Consider the following 19335-nt stretch of genomic DNA (forward strand, 5'->3'; position numbering starts at 1 on the left):
ACTCAAAGCTCCATACGTGGAGCTTTGTTTATTTGGTTTCCAATAAATTGACCTGTTCAACTTGTACGTCATTCATGGTTTCACCATGAATAAGTAATTGGTCAAAGTAGTCCGCGACCACTTTAAATTGTTCAGTTGTACTTTCCACTTTGTACATGTTCTGGCGAAACTCATTACTTGAACGTAAACCTTTGGTGTACCAAGCAATATGTTTACGTGCAATTCGGCAGCCAGAATATTCCCCGTAAAATGTGTACAGTTCGGCAAGATGTCCAAGTAGAACTTCTTTTACTTCTTGAATACTTGGTGCAGCCAAATGTTCACCTGTCTCCAAATAATGTGCGATTTCACGAAAAATCCATGGACGCCCTTGCGCAGCGCGACCAATCATAATTGCATCTGCACCGGTATAATCGAGTACATATTTGGCTTTTTCTGGACTATCAATATCCCCATTGGCAACCACTGGTATATGAATGAGCTGTTTGACTTCTTTAATCAAATCATAACGAGCCGTGTTCAAATACATGTCTTCACGGGTCCGCCCATGCAATGCTAACGCAGCAATACCCGCCTCTTCCGCACGTTTCGCTACACGCAAAATATTTTCATGACCATTCAAAAAACCCAAACGAGTTTTAAGTGTGACAGGTACATCAACTGCAGCCACAACTTCATCCAAAATTCGAGCCACCAAGTCTTCATCTTTTAAAAGTGCAGAACCCGCCAGCTTATTACAGACTTTCTTGGCAGGACACCCCATATTAATGTCCACAATTTGAGCACCATTTGAGACCTGATATCGTGCAGCTTCCGCTAACTCTTTGGGATCTGATCCTGCAATTTGTGCTGAAATAGGCGCCAATTCACCATCAAAATTAGCACGATATAAGCTTTTTTTACTCATCCGTAACGTTTGGTCTGATGTCATCATTTCACTGACAGCATGCCCTGCACCAAAGTATTTGCACAGAGACCTAAATGGACGGTCAGTTACGCCTGCCATCGGAGCAACAATCAAATTATTTGACAGTTGATACGGACCAATATACATATGAATTCATCACTTTTTCGACTGGCACAGTATACTGCATCTACACTTTCGGCTCATCTTTTATCATGTGTTATGTGACTATGAAATACTCATAATAAAAAAGCCAGACGAATCTAAAAGGCAGCCATCAGATAGCCTCTAAATCACATCATTTTTTTAAAAAGCATACTTTTTAAGACGTTATCTTTGAAAATGAAGTGGTGAACCAATGCCGCACAGGCATGCAAACCCACGAGCGCAATAAAGAGATTCCCTAAAAATTGATGCGCATCTGCAATATAGTCACTCCCCCAAACAGTACTCAAAAGCGGTAAATTTAAAGATAAAACGTGGAAATTATCAGTAAAACTCGATAATGTCATCCACCCCGCAATTGGAACAATACATAAGCTTAAGTAAAGGAAAAATCTGACCGTTTTAAATAACATTATCTGGTAAGAATTAATTATTTCAGTTTTAGGAATACTTTTTCTATACAGAAAAACAAAACTCAATCTCAAGAAAAATAAAATAAATATTAAAATCCCACCTGCAACATGAATCTGGCCTTTCCAGTCTGTTATTGTGGGATCACCTGCAGTCAGATATACCATTGCAACGGCTTTGTTGCACAAAGCTGTTCGTAAGGTCTAATTCAGCAATATAATTTCCGAATGAAGAAGCCTGCACCTAATATCTACCGTACAATCAACTGGTCCAAATACAATCAAGAGAGGTGGTCCCACTTGTTTGAACAACTAAAAGCGTATTTATAAGTGATATTCCGCTCTAGTTAAGCCACCTTGTTTTGTTGGGGTAGCTGATCATAGTAAAACTCATTTGGTGTCATTTTGTCTAGACTCGAATGAGGTCGTTTCAAATTATAAAACTCAAAATATGCACTTAATTGCTTTTTCGCATCTGTGACACTGCTATAAGCTTTGAGATACACCTCTTCATATTTAACGCTCCGCCATAATCGTTCAACCATCACATTATCTACCCATCGACCTTTACCATCCATACTGATTTGAATGCCATTTGATTTCAATACATCAATAAATGCATCACTGGTGAACTGACTGCCTTGGTCTGTATTAAATATTTCAGGTGATCCATATTTTTCAATCGCTTCATTTAAAACCGAAATACAAAAATCCACCTCCATACTAATCGATACCCTATGCGCAAGTACCTTGCGGCTATGCCAATCAATCACAGCACATAAATAAACAAAGCCTTTTGCCATAGGGATATACGTTATATCCGTAGACCACACTTGATTACTGCGCTGAATAGCCAACCCTTTGAGCAGATATGGATATTTACGGTGAGCTTGATTAGCCTGGCTTAAATTTGGTTTGCAATATAACGCCTGAATACCCATTTTCTTCATTAAAGTACGTGTATGACGTCGTCCTATATGATGCCCTTGACGATTCAACAAATCACGCATCATACGACTGCCTGCAAAAGGATATTGCATATGTAATTCATCAATACATCGCATCAGCTTCAGATCTGATGAGCTAACAGGTTTTGGGCGATAATAATAACAACCACGGGAGACTTTCAGCAGCTTAGCTTGCTTAGATACTGAAATCTGAAGTGAGTCGTCGATTAACTTTTGTGGTTGAAGCGGCCCAGTTTCTTCAACACACCTTCTAAAAAATCAATTTCTAATGCCTGCTCACCGATTTTTGCATGTAACTTTTTAAGATCAATGGGGGGTTCTGATGGAGCTTTTGATTGATCGAAAGCTTGCGAGGAAGCTGAGATCAATTGATTTTTCCAGTCAATAATTTGGTTTTGATGAACATCAAATTCAGCACTCAATTCAGCAAGTGTTTTTTCTGCTTTAATCGCAGCAAGTGCTACCTTAGCTTTAAAATCATTTGAATGATTTCTTCTTGGTCTACGTGCCATAAAATACTCCATATATTGATGTTTATAACATCATTTGAGGAGCAGAATATCACTTATAGGAGTTGTTCAAATTTACGGATCCATCTCTCAAGCCTTAATTAATCGAGGAAACATTTCGATTTGGTTTGATCCCAAGACTCAATGGTACGCTCAACCCAAAGGTAAACATGGTCGAAATCAAACTTATTCAGATACAGCCATCCAATGCTGTTTAATGATTAAATCCTTATTTCGACTCTCTTTACGTATGGTCACTGGCTTTGTGAAAAGCCTCATTAAGCTTTGTGGTTTAGATTGGACAGCGCCAGATTATTCCACCATTTGCAGAAGACAAAAGCATATTGATCTTGTAATTGGCTATCAAAAAAGTAGTGATGGACTACATCTACTTGTCGACTCTACTGGTTTAAAGTTTTTAGGTGAAGGTGAATGGAAACGCAAGAAACATCAGCCTGAATATCGTCGCCAATGGCGAAAACTTCATATTGGTATAGATGCTGAAACCCTACAAATACGATCAGTTCAACTCACGACCAACAATGTGAGTGATTCGCAAGTCCTTGGTGATTTACTAAATCAAATCCCATTGGATGAACAGATTGATTCAGTCTATACAGATGGGGCTTATGACACAAAACAATGCCGTCAGGTCATTGCAGATCGGCAAGCGCATGCAGTGATTCCATCTAGGAAAAATGCGAGACCTTGGAAAGATACAAAAGTTCATTCGCGAGAGCGAAATGAATTACTTCGAACAGTTAAGCATTTAGGAAGAATAATATGGAAAAAATGGTCAGGTTACCATCGGCGCAGTTTGGTTGAAACCAAGATGCATTGCATCAAATTATTGGGGGATAAACTCAGTGCGAGAAACTTTCAAAGCCAAGTCAATGAGATTCATGCACGTGTGGCAGTATTAAATAAATTTACGGAATTAGGCCGACCTCATACCCGAGTTGTGTCTTAAATTTGACTAGCTCAGAGTAGCTTTAATTTTAAATCTTTGTGCAACAAAGCCTCTAAGCCAAGAAAACCGTCGACTTTGTCATTTGCAAATGAAGCTGTTTGTCCCACTTGATAAGCTAGGCTGTCACCGCGGAAATTATCGGCCGATGTCACACCTAATTTCGTTTGAAAGCTTACAAGCTCAGACTTGTCAGCACGTTTGGTAATAATATTAATAATTCCGCCAGTCGCACCTGAACCATAGATACTGGTCGCACCTGAAACCACCTCAATATGATCAATCATATTTGGGCTAATACTATTTAACTGACGCGCTACATCACGTGAACCGGTTTGTGATACCCCATCAATCATTACAAGTACATTACGTCCACGCATAGTTTGACCATAATTACTACTCGTTCCACTGCTTGGTGCTAAAGATGGAACCAGTTGCGCCAAAATATCTGCAACTTTACGACCTGGACCAGCCTGTTGCGCAATTTGATCAGCAGAAATGGTTTGGACAGTTCCTGCAATTTCGGAAATGCTTTTCGGTGTACGTGTTGCTGTCATCACGATAGTTGGAAGTTTAGCTTCAGTATTTTGTGTTGTAGAGTCATTTGTTGCTGTGTCTTCAGCATACAGTTGGGTACAAATAGCTGCCGTAAGTAGACAAAGACTAAAGTGTGACAAGCGCATTTTTATTCCTCTTTTGTAGAATATTTTCGAGAATGATAATTATTATTATCTTTATTGTAAAACTTTTTATTATATTTTTAATGCAGTAAATTCTATCTTGAATACGAAAAAGCAGCCTTCATTTCAAACAGGTGTTGATCGTCATACGCTAGCATTTCTATACTTACTTTCAATGAGCTCAAATATGATATAGGTCATATTGTCATACGGCAGACACCTATTATGAATTTGGTTTTTAAAAACCCATTTGCGGAAAACTTTCTGTGAACTCATTTAGGAGCGAATTGAGCTAGGAATATAAGGAATAATAGGCAAAGGGCTGCATCGAGAAACCAATTATTGGAAGAAATTTGGAGATTAAGAATTCCTCGGGGACAAGCTAACAATCATTAAACCTATAATATTTATATAATAAAATGAATTTTTCTTGACATTCACAGAAGATTTTTTGCTAAGAATACATTTTAGCTATGTTATTAAACTACTTATTAACAAAAGTATTCTGCCTGACATAGCCCTCTTCAAATTATCTAAAATAACTGTTCTATAATTCAAATAGATTTGAGGAGGAGTAATTGGGGGTGATTAAGATAATGTAATATTAGTCATCACGACCAACTTAAAAATAATAACATTCAGATCAACTTGAAAATTTTACCGCTATTGAGACTTTGGAAGAACATTTCAAAACCAGGACGAATATCTTCGCCATCAATAGTTATATATCTTAAATTTGAATGCAACATTGTGCTGCAAGAGTTTTTATCTACAGTTGCCTGAATAGAGTATTCAGTACCGAATTGATCTTTGACAGTAACGTTTTCTTTAACATTTTTTCTATACCTATAATATTAATTCATTTAAAAACAATATAATCAAATATTTAGTTAGGCAACTTTATAGTTAAATTTAAATAATTGATTTAAAGCGGTATAAAATGTTCTACCATCTAAATTTAAGTCCACTTCGATTCCAGACTGAAGCAACACACGCTTACCCACTTCAATAGATTTGAATCCATCACGGGTATTTTGCATTTTATTTAGAGGAATTAACGAGACTATAATTTCAGTACCATTTGAAGATTTAGCAATTAATGTATTAAGTTTTTTCAAATTTCACCAGTTTTTTTCATATATTCCAACAAGGAATAAATATTTAATTAATAATTTTTGGTCATTAAAAAAGCACTATTCAGTGCTTTTTTATATTTAATGCTTCTTATAAAGCAACAATATTTACAGCATTTGGGCCTTTTTGACCTTGCTCTATGCTGAATGACACTTGTTGGCCTTCATGCAATGTTTTGAAGCCTGAACTAGCGATTTCGCGAAAGTGAGCAAAAACATCTGGACCAGATTCTTGTTGAATGAAACCAAAGCCTTTAGTTTCATTAAACCATTTAACTGTACCGGTAACTGTAGTAGACATAATATATCCTGCTGAATTTTAATAATTTTAGTCAAAAATAAATGACTAGATGTAACTTTGAAAATAATAAAAGTGGAGCTTAATATCTGAAACAACGGAGGATTATGACTAAAACTGCGATACTTAAAGAAGATTTACTAAACATTACTTTTTTCTAGTTAGGCCAAGTATACATGAAAAAAATAAATATTCAAGCTATTTATAGCTGTCATAAATTTTAATTATATTAGGTGTTTCCTGCAATCAATTGAAACGTCCTTAAAAATAGTAGTTGTAGCATCTAAAAAAAAGCCCTAGTCGTGTGCTGAGCCTTAGAATAGCTTGAACCAAAATATTGAGGCTAGAGGTGAAATTTCAAACGTTTCGCATAAGGTGTACTATGGGTTCATTCTGGATAAATAAAATAGCCTTTAAAGAAAGTTTTTTAGGATCAATAATGAATAATAAAGTTAGATTAATCTTTTGCATCGCCCTACTCTCAAATTTGGGAGCATGTGTTGGCAATATGAACCCTACAGGCGGCAATAGTAGGCCTGATTATCCCTATTACATCACGACACAACCAATGATCGTGAAAAAGATCAATGTACCTATAGGCACAAAACTAGAATATGAAGAACAACATTTTAAATCAGGCCAACAAGATTCATTACTGAACGAAAAAAAACTCATCAGGATTTTCTTCCCAGAAGATCAATCAATGAATTGGGCTGGTGTACCCATTGGTTTTATTCACAAATATTTTAACTCAGAAATGAAAGGCTTCAGCGTTTATGCACGCTTCAACCAACTCCCTAGCAATAAGCAGACACGATTTTCTCAACTTTGGCAGAAATGTAGTGATGACTTAGGCATTCGTGTTAAAAATACGGATGATTGGACATTCAATCTCAATAATATCGCCGATATCGATAGTTGTAGTGTGAATTATCAACGATACTTTAAAGATAACGTCCAACAACAACATTATCTTGATCAGCTTTACCAAGAAATGCAAAAAGCAGGAACAGTGAAATAGCTCTTGGGTATTCAAATAATCACAACTATACAAAATCCTCCATACTTAAGATTTTTAATACTCACAAAGCACTGTTTTGATTTAACTTAAATAAAGATAAAGCGCCACACGGCGCTCTATCTAGACTTATGCTGAGGATAATATATTAAATCAAAGTTGTGTGTTTCATTCTTTACAACATAATACTTAATGAATTGAAAAAATTATTCCAAAAGCTCTCTATTATGTGTACAAGAGTGAAACGGATTTCGAAAAGAGGACAGCCATCCTAGTGCGCTGAACCCTAGAATGGCCTTGCTGAGAATATTGATCCTAATTGTATAGTTTCAAGTGTTTAACTTAAAAATTAACCCATTTATTTAAGTTGAGCTTAAAACTAGTTAAAAGCCTTCCAAAACGATTTTTCCTTTCGCTCGGCCAGTTTCAATCAGTTCATGAGCAAGTTTTAAATTTTTCGCATTAATTTTGCCTAAAGTTTGATTCAGCGTGGTTTTAATTTTGTGGTTATCTACTAGTTCTGCAACCTGATGTAAGAGCTGAGATTGTTGTTCAATATCTGTTGTATTGAACATTGAACGTGTAAACATGAACTCCCAATGTACAGAAACCGACTTAGACTTAAACTCACCGATATCTAGTGATTTCGGATCATCGATTAAGCCAAACTTTCCTTGTGGAGCAATAAGCTTAGAGATTTGAGGAAGATACGTTTCTGTTTGATTGGTTGAAAAAATATATTGAGGTGCATCTAAGCCCAATGCTTTGATTTGCGTATTTAAATCTTCGGTATGATCGATGACATAGTCAGCCCCTAAAGACTTAACCCATGCTTTAGTCTCTTCCCTAGATGCTGTAGCAATAACTTTTAAATTTGTCTTAGCTTTGAGTAATTGAATTGCAATAGACCCTACGCCGCCAGCCCCTCCAATCACTAAAATATTATCAGATTGATCTAAATCAACATTGAAACGATCAAATAACATTTCCCACGCTGTAATAGCGGTTAATGGCAGTGCAGCAGCTTCAGCATCACTAAGACTTTGAGGTTTTAAGCTAACAATACGCTCATCGACTGCTTGATATTCAGCATTACTCCCATCTCGAGTTAAATCACCTGCATACCAGACCTGATCTCCGACTTTAAAATGTTGCACACTAGAACCGACTTCAACAACCTCACCCACTGCATCCCATCCTAAGATACGCGTGTTGCCTACTGCTACTGGATTTCGTCTAACCTTAGTATCAACAGGGTTAACCGAGATCGCTTTGATTCTAACCAACAAATCCCGATCTTTTAAGCTCGGCATCGCTTTTTCAATATCTACCAATGGATTTTGAAATCCATGATCCATGCCGTCAATATAAGAAATAGCCTTCATTCACTTGTCCTCTTGTTTTGTTATTTGAGTTTACTTAATATTCTTTTTTAAGTTATACAGACAAATTCGTCTTATAGTTACCAAAAGGATACTATTGAAATGGGTAAGCTAAAACATTCGCGTTTTGATTGCACACCAGGATGTTCTGTTGAAGCTGCCATAGGCTTACTTGATGGTAAATGGAAGAGTATTATCTTATGGCATTTATTAGAAGATGATGTTTTAAAGTTTAATGAACTGAGGAAGAAAATTCCAAATGTCACTCAAAAAATGCTCACTAGACAATTACGTGAACTTGAAGAGGATCAACTGATTCTACGAAAGGTTTATGCCGTTGTTCCTCCTAAAGTAGAATACCGATTATCAACACTAGGCACTTCTTTAGCACCTATTTTGGTTGCATTAAAACAATGGGGGGATAAAAATATTGGTTTATTTGGAAAACCCATTATGCCTTTAGAATCAGAATAAAACTTAAACCTGTTTTACGTCACTTACAACTCTGATATTTTCTAGAAATACTGTGCTTTCACTGCTTACACACCATTCCAGTAACTTGTATAAAAGCACGTTCTTAAAAACCGCTATGTATAAAATTAACCAGCCATAAAAAAAGCCTAATCTGTGAAGACTAGGCTATAAACTTTGAATCTTTTTCGTTGGTAGCGGGAGCTGGATTTGAACCAACGACCTTCGGGTTATGAGCCCGACGAGCTACCAGACTGCTCCATCCCGCATCAACGAGTTAGCTTTATACGCCCTAAGCACCCACAAAGCAAACTTTATTTGTAATATAAGCAGTTATTACATGAGCAACATACAAATTCTAGTGCTTAACCAATGCTTGCTTCAGTGATAAAAGCAGGATGTGAGGCTCTATAGATGCTTAATCTTGTTTTTTCACTGTCTAAAAATGATTTAGGCTCTTCAGACCATATTGATTTCCTAGAATCAAGACCCGAATGACTTAAAGCCCAATTAGAAACAGTACTATAAACAAAAGTATTATCAGCGAAAACTAATTTTGTCTTCCTTCCTACACTACTTATAAGAACTTTATGTGTAGGTAATGATCCAAATGTACTAATTTGGGTGTAAATGTATTTATAGGTTTCAGACATAGAAAAAAGTACTTAAATGACAGCACTACTATACCATTTTAACTCTTGAAAAAGCCCACCATTTGGCAAGCTTTTTCTTACTGATCTTTATCCATGGAATGTGGCGTTGTAGTTTTATCCTGCTCTTTCGTATCTGTATCTCTTTTTTGGCATGCCGTTAATCCCAGCATTAAAACTAAACTTACTATTGCAAATATTTTCATCATTTTTGCCTAGCACGATTTAAAAATATAACTTATCAAAATCTAAAGATTTCAATGTTTAATTTATGAAACAACCTCATTCTCTTTCTTTACAGATGAGGCGCTTAGCGATTTAGAGCTTTATGTGCCCAATAAATGAATTTGTCTTTTTCATGGAAATGAGGAATATTTAATAAATGAATATGAGTAACCTCACCAAAATTACCTGAGATTTTATTTGGTGCCAAAACAATAAAATCCCTCTTATCCCCCACATGTAACTCCCTAAAAAATTCCATAACCTTAAAATGAAGATTCAGAGCAGTGAATCCTTCTCTTTCAATTAGAAAGTCATAGATTTGGCTGAGTACATGTAATTCAAATTTTTTGTTCATGATCTTTTATTCTCATAATTATTTTAACAATCGGTATAATTTAACCTAATTTTATTTTTTGTTAAAGCAGATAAAAAACCCAGCCTTTGGAGAATCAATAGAGCTGGGTTAATGAAACATCATTGTCAAATTTTATTTTATTCTTGAAATTGATTCTAACGCAGAAACCCAATAAATGCAAATAATTCTCAATTACAATGTGGTGATTTCAAATATATCATGCCTAAAGATACATACAATTATCTACATCACCTATCAAACAGTGGGCTTACGATATAGATTAAGCAAAGAGAGTACGGGTATCGGCAAGTAGTTACCATTTACAGACACCTCTCCCCCATCTTTTCTGTGCTGTTCCCAGTATTCAATTAATAATAAAGCTGCTTGTTTAATGACAGATGGATATTCCGATGCAAAATTATCTGTAATGTAATTTTTAATTATAGCGTCAGCAGCAACAATAAAGCTTTTTAATGAAACATCATTGCTATCATCGGCATAGTGTAAGTGGCACTTCACTTCATGTAATTCAACAATACTCATAGATCACTCCATTTTTCCGAGTCAGCTTTTACACTTTCATCACTAAACTCGTTCCTAGAGTCTTTTACGGTGTCATAGCAAATATCACAATTTCACCTCATTCATATTCTTATATTGATTACTTGGCATTGAAATCCCTTTATCTAGGGATTTTTCTACTATTCTTAATAAGTCCTTCAAAAGATTTCTTATAGATCAATTAATATTTGTTCATATATTTTTTAAATAAGCCATTCACCGCTTAAAGATAGTGAGCGTACGACTCCTTAACAACTGAGTAGTAAATAAGCTGCCATTAAAAAACCCGCTAACTGAAGCGGGTTTTTTAATTCACAATATTCTTAGATTACTGTGATAGAGCTTGCTTGAGGGCCTTTCTTGCCAGCTACAATCGTAAACTGAACACGTTGACCTTCATTCAACACTTTGAAACCGTTTGATTGGATTTCGCTAAAGTGTGCAAAAACGTCTTCTCCAGTATCGCTAGAAATAAAACCAAAGCCTTTAGTTTCATTAAACCACTTAACGGTACCAGTTGTAATGTTTGACATAAATATTCTCTTAAATTTTGAAAAATATAAGAATTAATCTTTTAAATCATATACATCGGATAAACCGCAGAGTTGAATCAATTGCGAAATAACTTTAGTAAATACAATAAAATAAATAATTCTAATACACTATCACTATAAGCTTTTTAGCGTGCAATAGATAGACCTTAACATATTATTTTATTGCTACCACCCAACCTCACATGAAATGCTTTTTTATCCATATTGATAAGAAAATCTTCACTAAAAGCGAATAAAGCTTATTTGCCCGCTTCTAGCTAATTTTTCTTTCCTAAAATCAACTCAACTTGATGGGTGACATCCCATATTTTCATTTCTGCATGTCGCCAAAAATTAAAGACTTGATCGCCCTTAACATACTTTTGCTTGATATAGCTCGATGATTTATTTTGATCTATCTCTTTTGCATTAAATCGCATCTTATTTAAAATCACTACTTGACCATCCAAGTCACCACCAATACAGATATTCATATTGTTCTACCTGCTAAGTAACAATTAAACTATAGCACAAATAAGGAAGCCTACTCTTTGATAAGCTTTTGAGGCTTGTTATCGAGCCTTTGGCTGTACTCCATAACTCTTATTCATAGTTCATCGAAAATTAGAAACATCGTTTGATACCTTTGCAAGACGGTCACGTCCAAGGATGACTTGTAATGACAAAGTAAGGTCTATCCTATCTCTCAAGTATGAAGTTTTACTGTGCTATGAAAAAGCCACTTATAAAGTGGCTTTTTCTATTAGGAATTAGATGCTCTTTTAAAGTTGTCATCATTACTACAGTAATCCAAGCAATCTTTTAAAATGCCTACGGCTCTATATATGTGTTCAGGTTTATCTAAAAAAACTTGACCGTTATTTTGCACTTCCAATCCTGCCCGCTCTAACTCTTTTTTTCGATAGTCATCAATTGCTACTGCAAACTGAATGGTTGGTCTCTTACGATTTACATCATATCTAAATAACCAGCGATTATTTTTATTCTGAAACAGCACGCTAAAATAGCTTTCTGTGTCTTTAGCCACCAATTCAACTTCAGGAAAGAGCTCTGTCACAATACGACTTAACTCCTGTTCATCAACAGTAGTCACAATTCTTTCATTTTCAGAGTTAACAATGTCAGATAGTGTTGAGCTTTCGGGTACAATCTCAATAGTCTCCTCTACTTTTTGTTCAACTGGCTGGGCAGTAATAATTGTAGGCGAAGATAGTCCTTTAACAACGGTATCACTAATTGACTGCTCAACAGCTTGTTTTACAAAAGGCTGAATTGACTCTAAAAATTTAGTGTTTAATTGACGAAGAATACTTGCTTGTTGAGCCACATAGCGAACAAAATCAATATCAACTTCATTAATACTTCTTTTTATTACAGTTTTAAACTGCTGGATATATTGATTTTCTTCAGCAAAAAAGCGTAGCTTTTCTACATGAAAATTATCATGTTTAAACTCAGCTAGCTGTGTCAAATCCTCGGCTTTATTCTTCGTAAAATCAACTGTTAAAAATGGCTTATCATCCATCACATTTGGATTAATTAAATCAGTAAAAAATCTCCATTCTTTACCATTTGTGATCGCGCCAATCGTCACCCCTAAACTACTATTAAAATATCTAGATAGCTGCGGAGCATGATTCGTTAAATTAGCAACATAAGGTTTTGCTTCAATAAACATTACAGGTTGCCCATTACAGTAAAGGGCATAATCAACTCTTTCTGTAGATTTCACACCTGGAAAATCAGCTGCAAATTCTGCAAGCACCTTGGTCGGGTCATAAGGGCTAAAACCTAAAATATCTAATAGAGGAAGGATTAAAGCCTGCTTAGTTGTTTCTTCTGTAGTACAGTGGCCCCCTACTTTTTTCACATGCTCAATATGGCTTCTTAGTCTATTAATAAAATTTTCCATATTCCCCTCATTATTATTACAAGTATATTTTTTGATCTAATTTTAAATCTTAACCCTTTTACTTTATTTTTCAAATATTAATTTAAATTTGTTTTTAGAATCTCATTACAGTCTATTCGTTGGACTATTTTCTGTTTGATTTATTAAAAAAAGAAGTTCAAAAAATGGAAGAATCATAAGTTAAGTTCTCCTCAATCTATTACACTAATTTTGCGCCATCCGTCATAATAAAACAGATAACAGGCTGAATAACATTCATTATTCTTAATAATCGAACCCACCTGCCATCGGAACAACAATCAAATGATTTGACAGTTGATACCGACCAATATACATATAAATTCATCACTTTTTCGACCGACATAGTATACTGCACCTGCTGTTTCGGCTCACCTTTTATCATGTGTTCTCTGTTTATGAATAAAAAGCTGTTTCTTTCTTCTGGTTTAAAAACACTAAGTGTCTTGGCCATATCTATAGGCTTAACCGCCTGCGGTGATCGTTCATGGTGGACAGATGATGAGCCTAAGCTCAATGCTGAACAAATCGCACGCATCATTCCCGGACGCGTAAATGACCGCCGTTCATGGGCTGAAGATATTTACGATATTTCAGAGCAGTTTGGTATTCCGCAAAATAAAGAGAATATGTGTTCGATCATTGCCGTGGTTGATCAAGAGTCTAACTTTGTTGCAGACCCACAAGTTTACGGTTTAGGTGAAAAAGCGGTTAAAGAAGTCCAAGATCGCTTAGATGAAAAATTTAAAGATAAGCTCGGCGATGCCATTGGTGGCACCATTGCAGGCTATTTCCAACAGGTTTTAAAAGAGCAGCCAAGCCCTGAAGATAACTATTTAAGCCAAATGCGCCGCGTTAAAACAGAACGTGAACTGGATGAACTGTACCGTGAAATTTTTGACTATATGTCAAAGCACTATCACGTCAGTGCACTCACAGGTGCAGCCAAACTTGTGGGTCAAGACGTGGGCGAAAAAATGAACCCAATTACTACATTGGGTTCAATGCAAGTGCATATCGGTTATGCCAAAGATAATAAACGCGAAGGTGGCAGCATGGCTGACCTACGTACCGACCTTTATAGCCAATATGGTGGTCTGTACTACGGCATCCACCGACTGATGATGTACCCTGCTGACTATGACAAACCGCTTTACCGTTTTGCTGACTATAACTCGGGTATGTACTCAAGTCGAAATGCAGCTTTCCAAAGTATGTTAAATGACTTAACTGAAGCTGAACTTGATTTAGACGGTGACTTGTTGCTTTATGGCAAAGATGGCTCACCTAAATCTGCAAAGAGTCAATCAGAGCGTGAACTCATCAGCGTTTTCGCTCAGCACAATATTTTGGTTACTCCACGTCAAATTCGCTCTGACCTGAAAAAAGAGAAAGAGAAGAAATTTGAAGATACAGCAACCTATCGCGCTGTGGCTAAGCTTTATCAAGAAGTCACTAAAAAAGAACCTTTCTATGCCATGATGCCAGAAGTCGTCATTTCTGGTCCGAAGCTCAGCCGTGACTATAATACCAACTGGTTTGCCACTCGTGTCAATGGACGTTATCAAACATGCATGCAACGTGCAAAGCGCATAAAAATCTAGCCTTATTTGACTTTGATGGCACCCTGTATGACAAAGATAGTTTTACGGGGTTCATCTTCTATGTACACTCGAAACGGCATATTGCCCTACAAGGCTTAAAAGTTCTGCCTTATATTCAAAGTTATTATTTAGGTTTTTATCCTGCGCATGATATGCGCTCTAAGCTCTTCCATGCGATGTTTAAGCAAGCTGAAGTGAGCGAAATTGACGCTTATGCAAAACGCTATGCAGAACTTTTAATCAAAGGACTCAACCCAGCACTCTATAGCCAACTGAAGCAACACCAAAGTTTAGGTGATGATGTCGTTTTGGTCTCTGCCTCGATTGATATCTATTTAAAATATGTGTGTGAAATCCTCTCAATCGATCTGATCTGTACCCAAGTTGAACAAGACCAGCAACGCTATACAGGGCGCTATCTGACTGCAGACTGTAGTTGTGAGTACAAAGCGCAACGTATCCAAGAAAAATATGCGCTGGATAGTTATCATGCCGTTTATGCTTATGGAAACAGTATTGAAGATAAACAAATGTTGTCTTTAGCCGATTTTAGCTATTTGGTAGGGACAGATTTAAGCCTTCCCGACTTGTCAAATACATCAAATCATCGTCAAATAAGCTAATTATTAAGCACAGTTTAATAATTAACCATATTAAATTTTTAAAAATATTTATTATTAAAATTCAGTATGTTTTATTTACCAAAAAATATATTTATGATAAATTTTGCCTAATAAAAATATTTTGAGAACCATTCCACTTAAATTATAAAAAGGCATCAGTATGGAACAGTTATCTCCACCCAAGTATGTCAAAGGTCTTTCGATCTAATTCGGTGAAAGCCCCTTTGTATTATTGGCGCAGTTCGCTTTTAATGCTTCAAAACAAAAATGGTTAAAACACGAGATTGAACATGTGCTCAATATCGCCAAACAAGGTGATTACAATCATCTGGTAAAGACATTACGTCAATTTAGTTGTCTTGTCCTGAAATAGATTGACAGTATTCCACTTCAAACCGAGTTAAGCAATTAGCTCGGTTTTAGTTTGCTCATACATCTGATTCGGGGTGTTCATATTTAAACTTAAATGTGGTCTATAGCAATTATAAATCATGATAGATTCCGTAATTAAGTGATCTAACTCCTTCATGGTTTGACATCGTGTAGTTAAAAACTCCTGCTTTAATATTCCATTAATCCGCTCTGCTAATGCATTTTGATATGAGAAACACTGTTTCGCAAGGTATCCATCTGTCATGGAAGGACATATCCCATAATGGCGCAATGCCGATTGATATAGCTCAGAGCAATACTGAGAGCCTCTGTCTGAATGATGAATCATCCTAGTCGCTCGATCCGTCACATGCTGCATCGCCATATGTAGAGCCTGCATAACATTCTCCGCACGCATATCATTCGATAACTTATAACCTAGGACTTACGCATTGACGGATTCAAAAAAGTATTAAAATACTTTATAAAGTATCTGTGATCAGACGAATTAAACATGCTTCTACAGCAACTTGTACATTACCCATTTATATGGGCTTTCTCATGACAGAACCGAACTCTATTAGCTGCACACAACTTGCCGAGACTTATAACATCTCGCATGATAGTGTAAATCGCTTTCTAGAACGTGAAGACTACACACCTCACGACCTATATCAAGAAGCAATTCAACATATTGATAATAATAAACTTATAGTCAGTATTGATGATACTGTTTTAGATAAACCCTATAGTCAACATATGGACTTGGTTAGCTATTTTTGGTCAGGCAAACACCACCGATCCGTCAAGGGTATTAATCTCATTACCTTGTATGCGACAGATCAGAATGGTCAAAATATTCCAATTAATTTCCGAATTTATGACAAATCTGAAAGTAAAACCAAGAATGATTACTTTATGGATATGTTAAGTGAAGTACTCAGTTGGGGTGCAAAGATTCAATTTATTACAGGTGATAGTTGGTATTCATCGACTGGAAATCTAAAAACCATAAGAAAATATGGTATTCGATTTATGTTTGGTATCGACTGTAACCGTAAGGTTTCCCCAGAAAAAGGACAATGGTTTCAACTGCGTTTATTGCCAAATTTCCATCAGGGTCAAGTGGTCTGGCTCAAAGATTTTGGCTTTGTACAATTATTTAAGACTCAGTTAAAAGAACAGCAGAGGTTTTATATTGTGCATCAAGATGAAGATGATTTATTGTCCTTTGAGGGTTTTCATGAATTACATTCAAGTCATTGGAAAATAGAGCAATATCACCGGGTGATTAAACAGGTTTGTCATATTGAAAAGTTTCAAGTAAGACGATCTAAACTGATTTTGAATCATATTTTTTCAGCCTTGATGGCCTACGTCGAGATACAAAAGAACCAGTTTGAGCGGATCTTTGAAAATGTATATCGTTGGCAGAAGAAATTATTTAGACCAGTTATCAAAAACTTCATTGATGACTTTATTCTCGATAAAAATCATCTGCTACCACAGAGAATCTATAAATAATAGTGCGTAAGTCCTATAACCTTTAATCTGACGGGTATAAGCATCTGTCACCAATGATAAATAATGTACGCCTTCAGCACTCTCAACATAAGTAATATCACTAACAAAGACTTCGTTGGCTTGCACTGCTGAATAATCCTTTAATAAATTTGGATGCTTCTTCATCCAATGCTTGCTATCCGTAGTTTTTGTATAGCGACGCTTGGGGCGAATCAATAAATTATGCTCTTTCAATATTTTAAATAACTGATCCCGTCCACACTTTAAACCACGCTGCAACAATTTGCCTTTAATAAGCCAATACAACTTACGTGTTCCGATACTTGGCATGAGACAACGATATTCCATAACCAACTCAAGTATTTGTTCAGTTGCTTGTGCAGTCATTTGAGCACGTTTTTCTGCTTGATAATAAGCTTGTCGGGTGATTCCCAACCACTGACAATAACGTGAAACGCTTAGTCCTCTTTGGCTTTGCCAATCTTTGAAACGTGCTCGGTATACTTTTTTCCAAGATCAGTCCCACATTCTTTATCAATGTGATAAATCACATCCTGAATAAATTCAGTTTTAAGCTTTTCTGCGGCTAACTGCTTTTCTAATTGGCGGATTCGTTGTTGGGGTGTTAATTGGCGTTTAGAAGAAGGCGGCATATTCGAAGTCCAGTCCTGTTGTCCGTGCTTGCGTAACCATACCAGCACAGTTGATCTTCCTTGAATACCATATTTTGCCTGAGCTTGTTTATAAGTAATTTGCCCTTTTTCTACTTCATGTACAACCATCATTTTAAAGGCAAAGCTATAATCACCTTGTGTACGTTTAACTCTTTATTCTCGTTCATGTTCCATAAAATAAGCCTCTTAAAGGTGTAAACTTATTTCAGGACGGGACAAAGTAAATAACAAAAAAACCACTTCAAATGAAGTGGCTTTTTTACTTACTTTTTAAAGGGAAACGCATATTTCACAATACGTTTGATGACGCTACCATACTGTTTTACTAAGCTGGCATTGTTATAGTTAATGCCATATTTTTCACACACTGCTTGTACTTTCGGCGCCATTTTACGGTAACGACGCGCAGGTACATCTGGATATAAATGATGCTCAATTTGATGACTTAAGTGCCCTGTCAAAATATGGAATGCTTCTGAACCTGTTAAATTTGACGAACCACGAATTTGGCGCATGTACCAGTGACCACGGCTTTCATTTTCCAGTACTTTTTTCGGAAAAACTTCCACGTCTTTGGTGAAGTGACCACAGAAAATCACACTAAATGTCCACATATTACGGATACCATTTGCAACTAAATTCCCTGTAAACACAGGCAACGCCGCAGGTCCTGCAATAAGTGGGAAAAACACATAATCTTTAAACAATTGTTTACCAATTTTGCGCTGCATAGGTTTCCATTCAGCTAAAGTCTGTGCTTTGCTTTTACGCCCCTTGAAGTATTTGCCTAACTCCAAATTTTGGATCGCAACGCCCCATTGGAACAACAAACAAAATGGAATGCTATAAATCGGTTGCAATAAAAAGCCCGGTTTCCAACGTTGTTCTGGGAATAATCGAAGCAGACCATAGCCAATGTCATCATCCATCCCTTTAATATTAGTATAAGTATGATGCTTATAGTTATGAGTCTGACGCCAATTGTCTGCTGTACCTACGATGTCCCACTCATAGTTTTGACCATTAAACTTAGGGTCGTTCATCCAGTCAAATTGACCGTGCATCACGTTATGACCTAATTCCATGTTTTCCATAATCTTGGCAAAACTCAGCAAGCCCGTGCCCAACACCCATGCAGGTGGGAACCAACCTGCAAATAAACATGCACGACCTGCAATAGATGCATAACGCACCGCTGCATAGACACGACGAATATATTGCGCATCTTTCTCGCCAATATCATCCAGTACTTCTTGCTTAATGGCATCTAGCTCACGTGCAAGTTCATCTAACTCAAATGTCGTTAACTCACGATTCTTCGGGTTTTTAAAATATTCAACTTTAACAGGCATATTCAT

Annotated in this window: 20 protein-coding genes, 1 tRNA gene and 3 pseudogenes; 6 read left to right on the top strand and 18 right to left on the bottom strand. The window is 36.3% G+C overall.

The genetic code is table 11. The annotated features are described in order from the left end of the window. Window positions 1-28: 28 nt before the first annotated feature. From dusB to AC4MDD_RS10140, 3 genes are all read right to left on the bottom strand, one after another. Window positions 29-1054, bottom strand: coding sequence for a tRNA dihydrouridine synthase DusB (gene dusB / locus AC4MDD_RS10130; RefSeq protein WP_491881555.1), 1026 nt, complete (start codon window positions 1052-1054; stop codon window positions 29-31). Between the two features lie 143 nt (window positions 1055-1197). Next, window positions 1198-1647, bottom strand: a complete 450-nt coding sequence (locus AC4MDD_RS10135) for a cytochrome b (RefSeq protein ID WP_489774418.1) — start codon at window positions 1645-1647, stop codon at window positions 1198-1200. A gap of 179 nt (window positions 1648-1826) precedes the next feature. Continuing rightward, a protein-coding gene (locus AC4MDD_RS10140) for an IS3-like element ISAba14 family transposase (protein WP_435370513.1) occupies window positions 1827-2971 on the bottom strand; the annotation gives its coding sequence in 2 pieces (ribosomal slippage) (window positions 1827-2707 and window positions 2707-2971; 1146 coding nt in all). Between the two features lie 22 nt (window positions 2972-2993). Between AC4MDD_RS10140 and AC4MDD_RS10145 the strand changes: the two genes are divergently transcribed. After that, window positions 2994-3926: an IS5 family transposase gene (locus AC4MDD_RS10145; protein WP_491881556.1), complete on the top strand. Its 933-nt coding sequence runs from the start codon at window positions 2994-2996 to the stop codon at window positions 3924-3926. 50 nt (window positions 3927-3976) lie between these two features. Here AC4MDD_RS10145 and AC4MDD_RS10150 read toward each other — a convergent pair. The 3 genes and pseudogenes from AC4MDD_RS10150 to AC4MDD_RS10160 form a co-directional block, all read right to left on the bottom strand. Beyond that, window positions 3977-4606: pseudogene (locus AC4MDD_RS10150) on the bottom strand (TonB-dependent receptor plug domain-containing protein); the annotation flags it as partial. A gap of 887 nt (window positions 4607-5493) precedes the next feature. After that, complete coding sequence (locus AC4MDD_RS10155; RefSeq protein ID WP_078390397.1) at window positions 5494-5721, bottom strand: hypothetical protein; 228 nt, start codon at window positions 5719-5721, stop codon at window positions 5494-5496. Window positions 5722-5827: 106 nt separating this feature from the next. Beyond that, window positions 5828-6037, bottom strand: coding sequence for a cold-shock protein (locus AC4MDD_RS10160; protein ID WP_004693506.1), 210 nt, complete (start codon window positions 6035-6037; stop codon window positions 5828-5830). A gap of 436 nt (window positions 6038-6473) precedes the next feature. Between AC4MDD_RS10160 and AC4MDD_RS10165 the strand changes: the two genes are divergently transcribed. Further along, the gene (locus AC4MDD_RS10165; RefSeq protein ID WP_004693507.1) at window positions 6474-7055 is read left to right on the top strand and encodes a hypothetical protein; all 582 of its coding nucleotides are present in this window, start codon (window positions 6474-6476) and stop codon (window positions 7053-7055) included. Window positions 7056-7435: 380 nt separating this feature from the next. Here the strand turns inward: AC4MDD_RS10165 and AC4MDD_RS10170 are convergent, their stop codons facing one another. Continuing rightward, window positions 7436-8437 carry a zinc-binding alcohol dehydrogenase family protein gene (locus AC4MDD_RS10170; RefSeq protein ID WP_491881557.1) on the bottom strand — a complete coding sequence of 334 codons (1002 nt, stop codon included), beginning with the start codon at window positions 8435-8437 and terminating at the stop codon, window positions 7436-7438. A 99-nt stretch (window positions 8438-8536) separates the two neighbouring features. Here AC4MDD_RS10170 and AC4MDD_RS10175 point away from each other — a divergent pair, with 99 nt between their 5' ends. After that, the gene (locus AC4MDD_RS10175) at window positions 8537-8908 is read left to right on the top strand and encodes a winged helix-turn-helix transcriptional regulator (protein WP_490747864.1); all 372 of its coding nucleotides are present in this window, start codon (window positions 8537-8539) and stop codon (window positions 8906-8908) included. Window positions 8909-9097: 189 nt separating this feature from the next. On the opposite strand, the gene AC4MDD_RS10180 is transcribed toward AC4MDD_RS10175, so the two are convergent. From AC4MDD_RS10180 to AC4MDD_RS10215, 8 genes are all read right to left on the bottom strand, one after another. After that, window positions 9098-9174: transfer RNA gene (locus tag AC4MDD_RS10180), tRNA-Met, on the bottom strand. A gap of 96 nt (window positions 9175-9270) precedes the next feature. After that, on the bottom strand, window positions 9271-9558 hold the full coding sequence (locus AC4MDD_RS10185) for a hypothetical protein (protein WP_336000315.1): 288 nt from the start codon (window positions 9556-9558) through the stop codon (window positions 9271-9273). A gap of 77 nt (window positions 9559-9635) precedes the next feature. Next, a complete protein-coding gene (locus tag AC4MDD_RS10190) occupies window positions 9636-9761 on the bottom strand; it encodes a hypothetical protein (protein ID WP_017397253.1) in 126 nt (41 codons plus the stop codon). Between the two features lie 104 nt (window positions 9762-9865). After that, the gene (locus AC4MDD_RS10195) at window positions 9866-10135 is read right to left on the bottom strand and encodes a hypothetical protein (protein ID WP_491881558.1); all 270 of its coding nucleotides are present in this window, start codon (window positions 10133-10135) and stop codon (window positions 9866-9868) included. Window positions 10136-10390: 255 nt separating this feature from the next. Then, on the bottom strand, window positions 10391-10678 hold the full coding sequence (locus tag AC4MDD_RS10200; protein ID WP_491881559.1) for a head-tail connector protein: 288 nt from the start codon (window positions 10676-10678) through the stop codon (window positions 10391-10393). 341 nt (window positions 10679-11019) lie between these two features. Then, window positions 11020-11229, bottom strand: a complete 210-nt coding sequence (locus AC4MDD_RS10205) for a cold-shock protein (protein WP_004693516.1) — start codon at window positions 11227-11229, stop codon at window positions 11020-11022. Window positions 11230-11507: 278 nt separating this feature from the next. Then, window positions 11508-11723 (bottom strand): hypothetical protein, encoded by a 216-nt coding sequence (locus AC4MDD_RS10210; RefSeq protein WP_004693517.1) that lies wholly within the window; start codon window positions 11721-11723, stop codon window positions 11508-11510. 269 nt (window positions 11724-11992) lie between these two features. Beyond that, window positions 11993-13162 carry a type I restriction endonuclease gene (locus tag AC4MDD_RS10215; protein ID WP_491881560.1) on the bottom strand — a complete coding sequence of 390 codons (1170 nt, stop codon included), beginning with the start codon at window positions 13160-13162 and terminating at the stop codon, window positions 11993-11995. A 416-nt stretch (window positions 13163-13578) separates the two neighbouring features. Between AC4MDD_RS10215 and AC4MDD_RS10220 the strand changes: the two genes are divergently transcribed. Together AC4MDD_RS10220 and AC4MDD_RS10225 are read left to right on the top strand one after the other, a co-directional pair. Beyond that, entirely contained in the window at window positions 13579-14784 is a 1206-nt protein-coding gene (locus tag AC4MDD_RS10220; RefSeq protein WP_004980175.1) for a DUF1615 family protein, read from the top strand. Next, a complete protein-coding gene (locus tag AC4MDD_RS10225; RefSeq protein ID WP_491881561.1) occupies window positions 14751-15407 on the top strand; it encodes an HAD-IB family hydrolase in 657 nt (218 codons plus the stop codon). The genes AC4MDD_RS10220 and AC4MDD_RS10225 overlap by 34 nt, the downstream gene beginning before the upstream one ends. A 400-nt stretch (window positions 15408-15807) precedes the next feature. On the opposite strand, the pseudogene AC4MDD_RS10230 reads toward AC4MDD_RS10225, so the two are convergent. Continuing rightward, window positions 15808-16224: pseudogene (locus AC4MDD_RS10230) on the bottom strand (transposase); the annotation flags it as partial. Window positions 16225-16274: 50 nt separating this feature from the next. On the opposite strand from AC4MDD_RS10230, the gene AC4MDD_RS10235 reads away from it, so the two are divergent. Continuing rightward, window positions 16275-17303, top strand: coding sequence for an IS701 family transposase (locus AC4MDD_RS10235; RefSeq protein ID WP_007116247.1), 1029 nt, complete (start codon window positions 16275-16277; stop codon window positions 17301-17303). Window positions 17304-17315: 12 nt separating this feature from the next. On the opposite strand, the pseudogene AC4MDD_RS10240 reads toward AC4MDD_RS10235, so the two are convergent. Together AC4MDD_RS10240 and AC4MDD_RS10245 are read right to left on the bottom strand one after the other, a co-directional pair. Further along, a pseudogene (locus tag AC4MDD_RS10240) lies at window positions 17316-18151 on the bottom strand (transposase family protein); the annotation flags it as partial. 89 nt (window positions 18152-18240) lie between these two features. Then, window positions 18241-19335 (bottom strand): fatty acid desaturase family protein, encoded by a 1095-nt coding sequence (locus AC4MDD_RS10245; protein WP_491881562.1) that lies wholly within the window; start codon window positions 19333-19335, stop codon window positions 18241-18243.

Source organism: Acinetobacter sp. CAU_H_29a_1 (assembly GCF_058599505.1).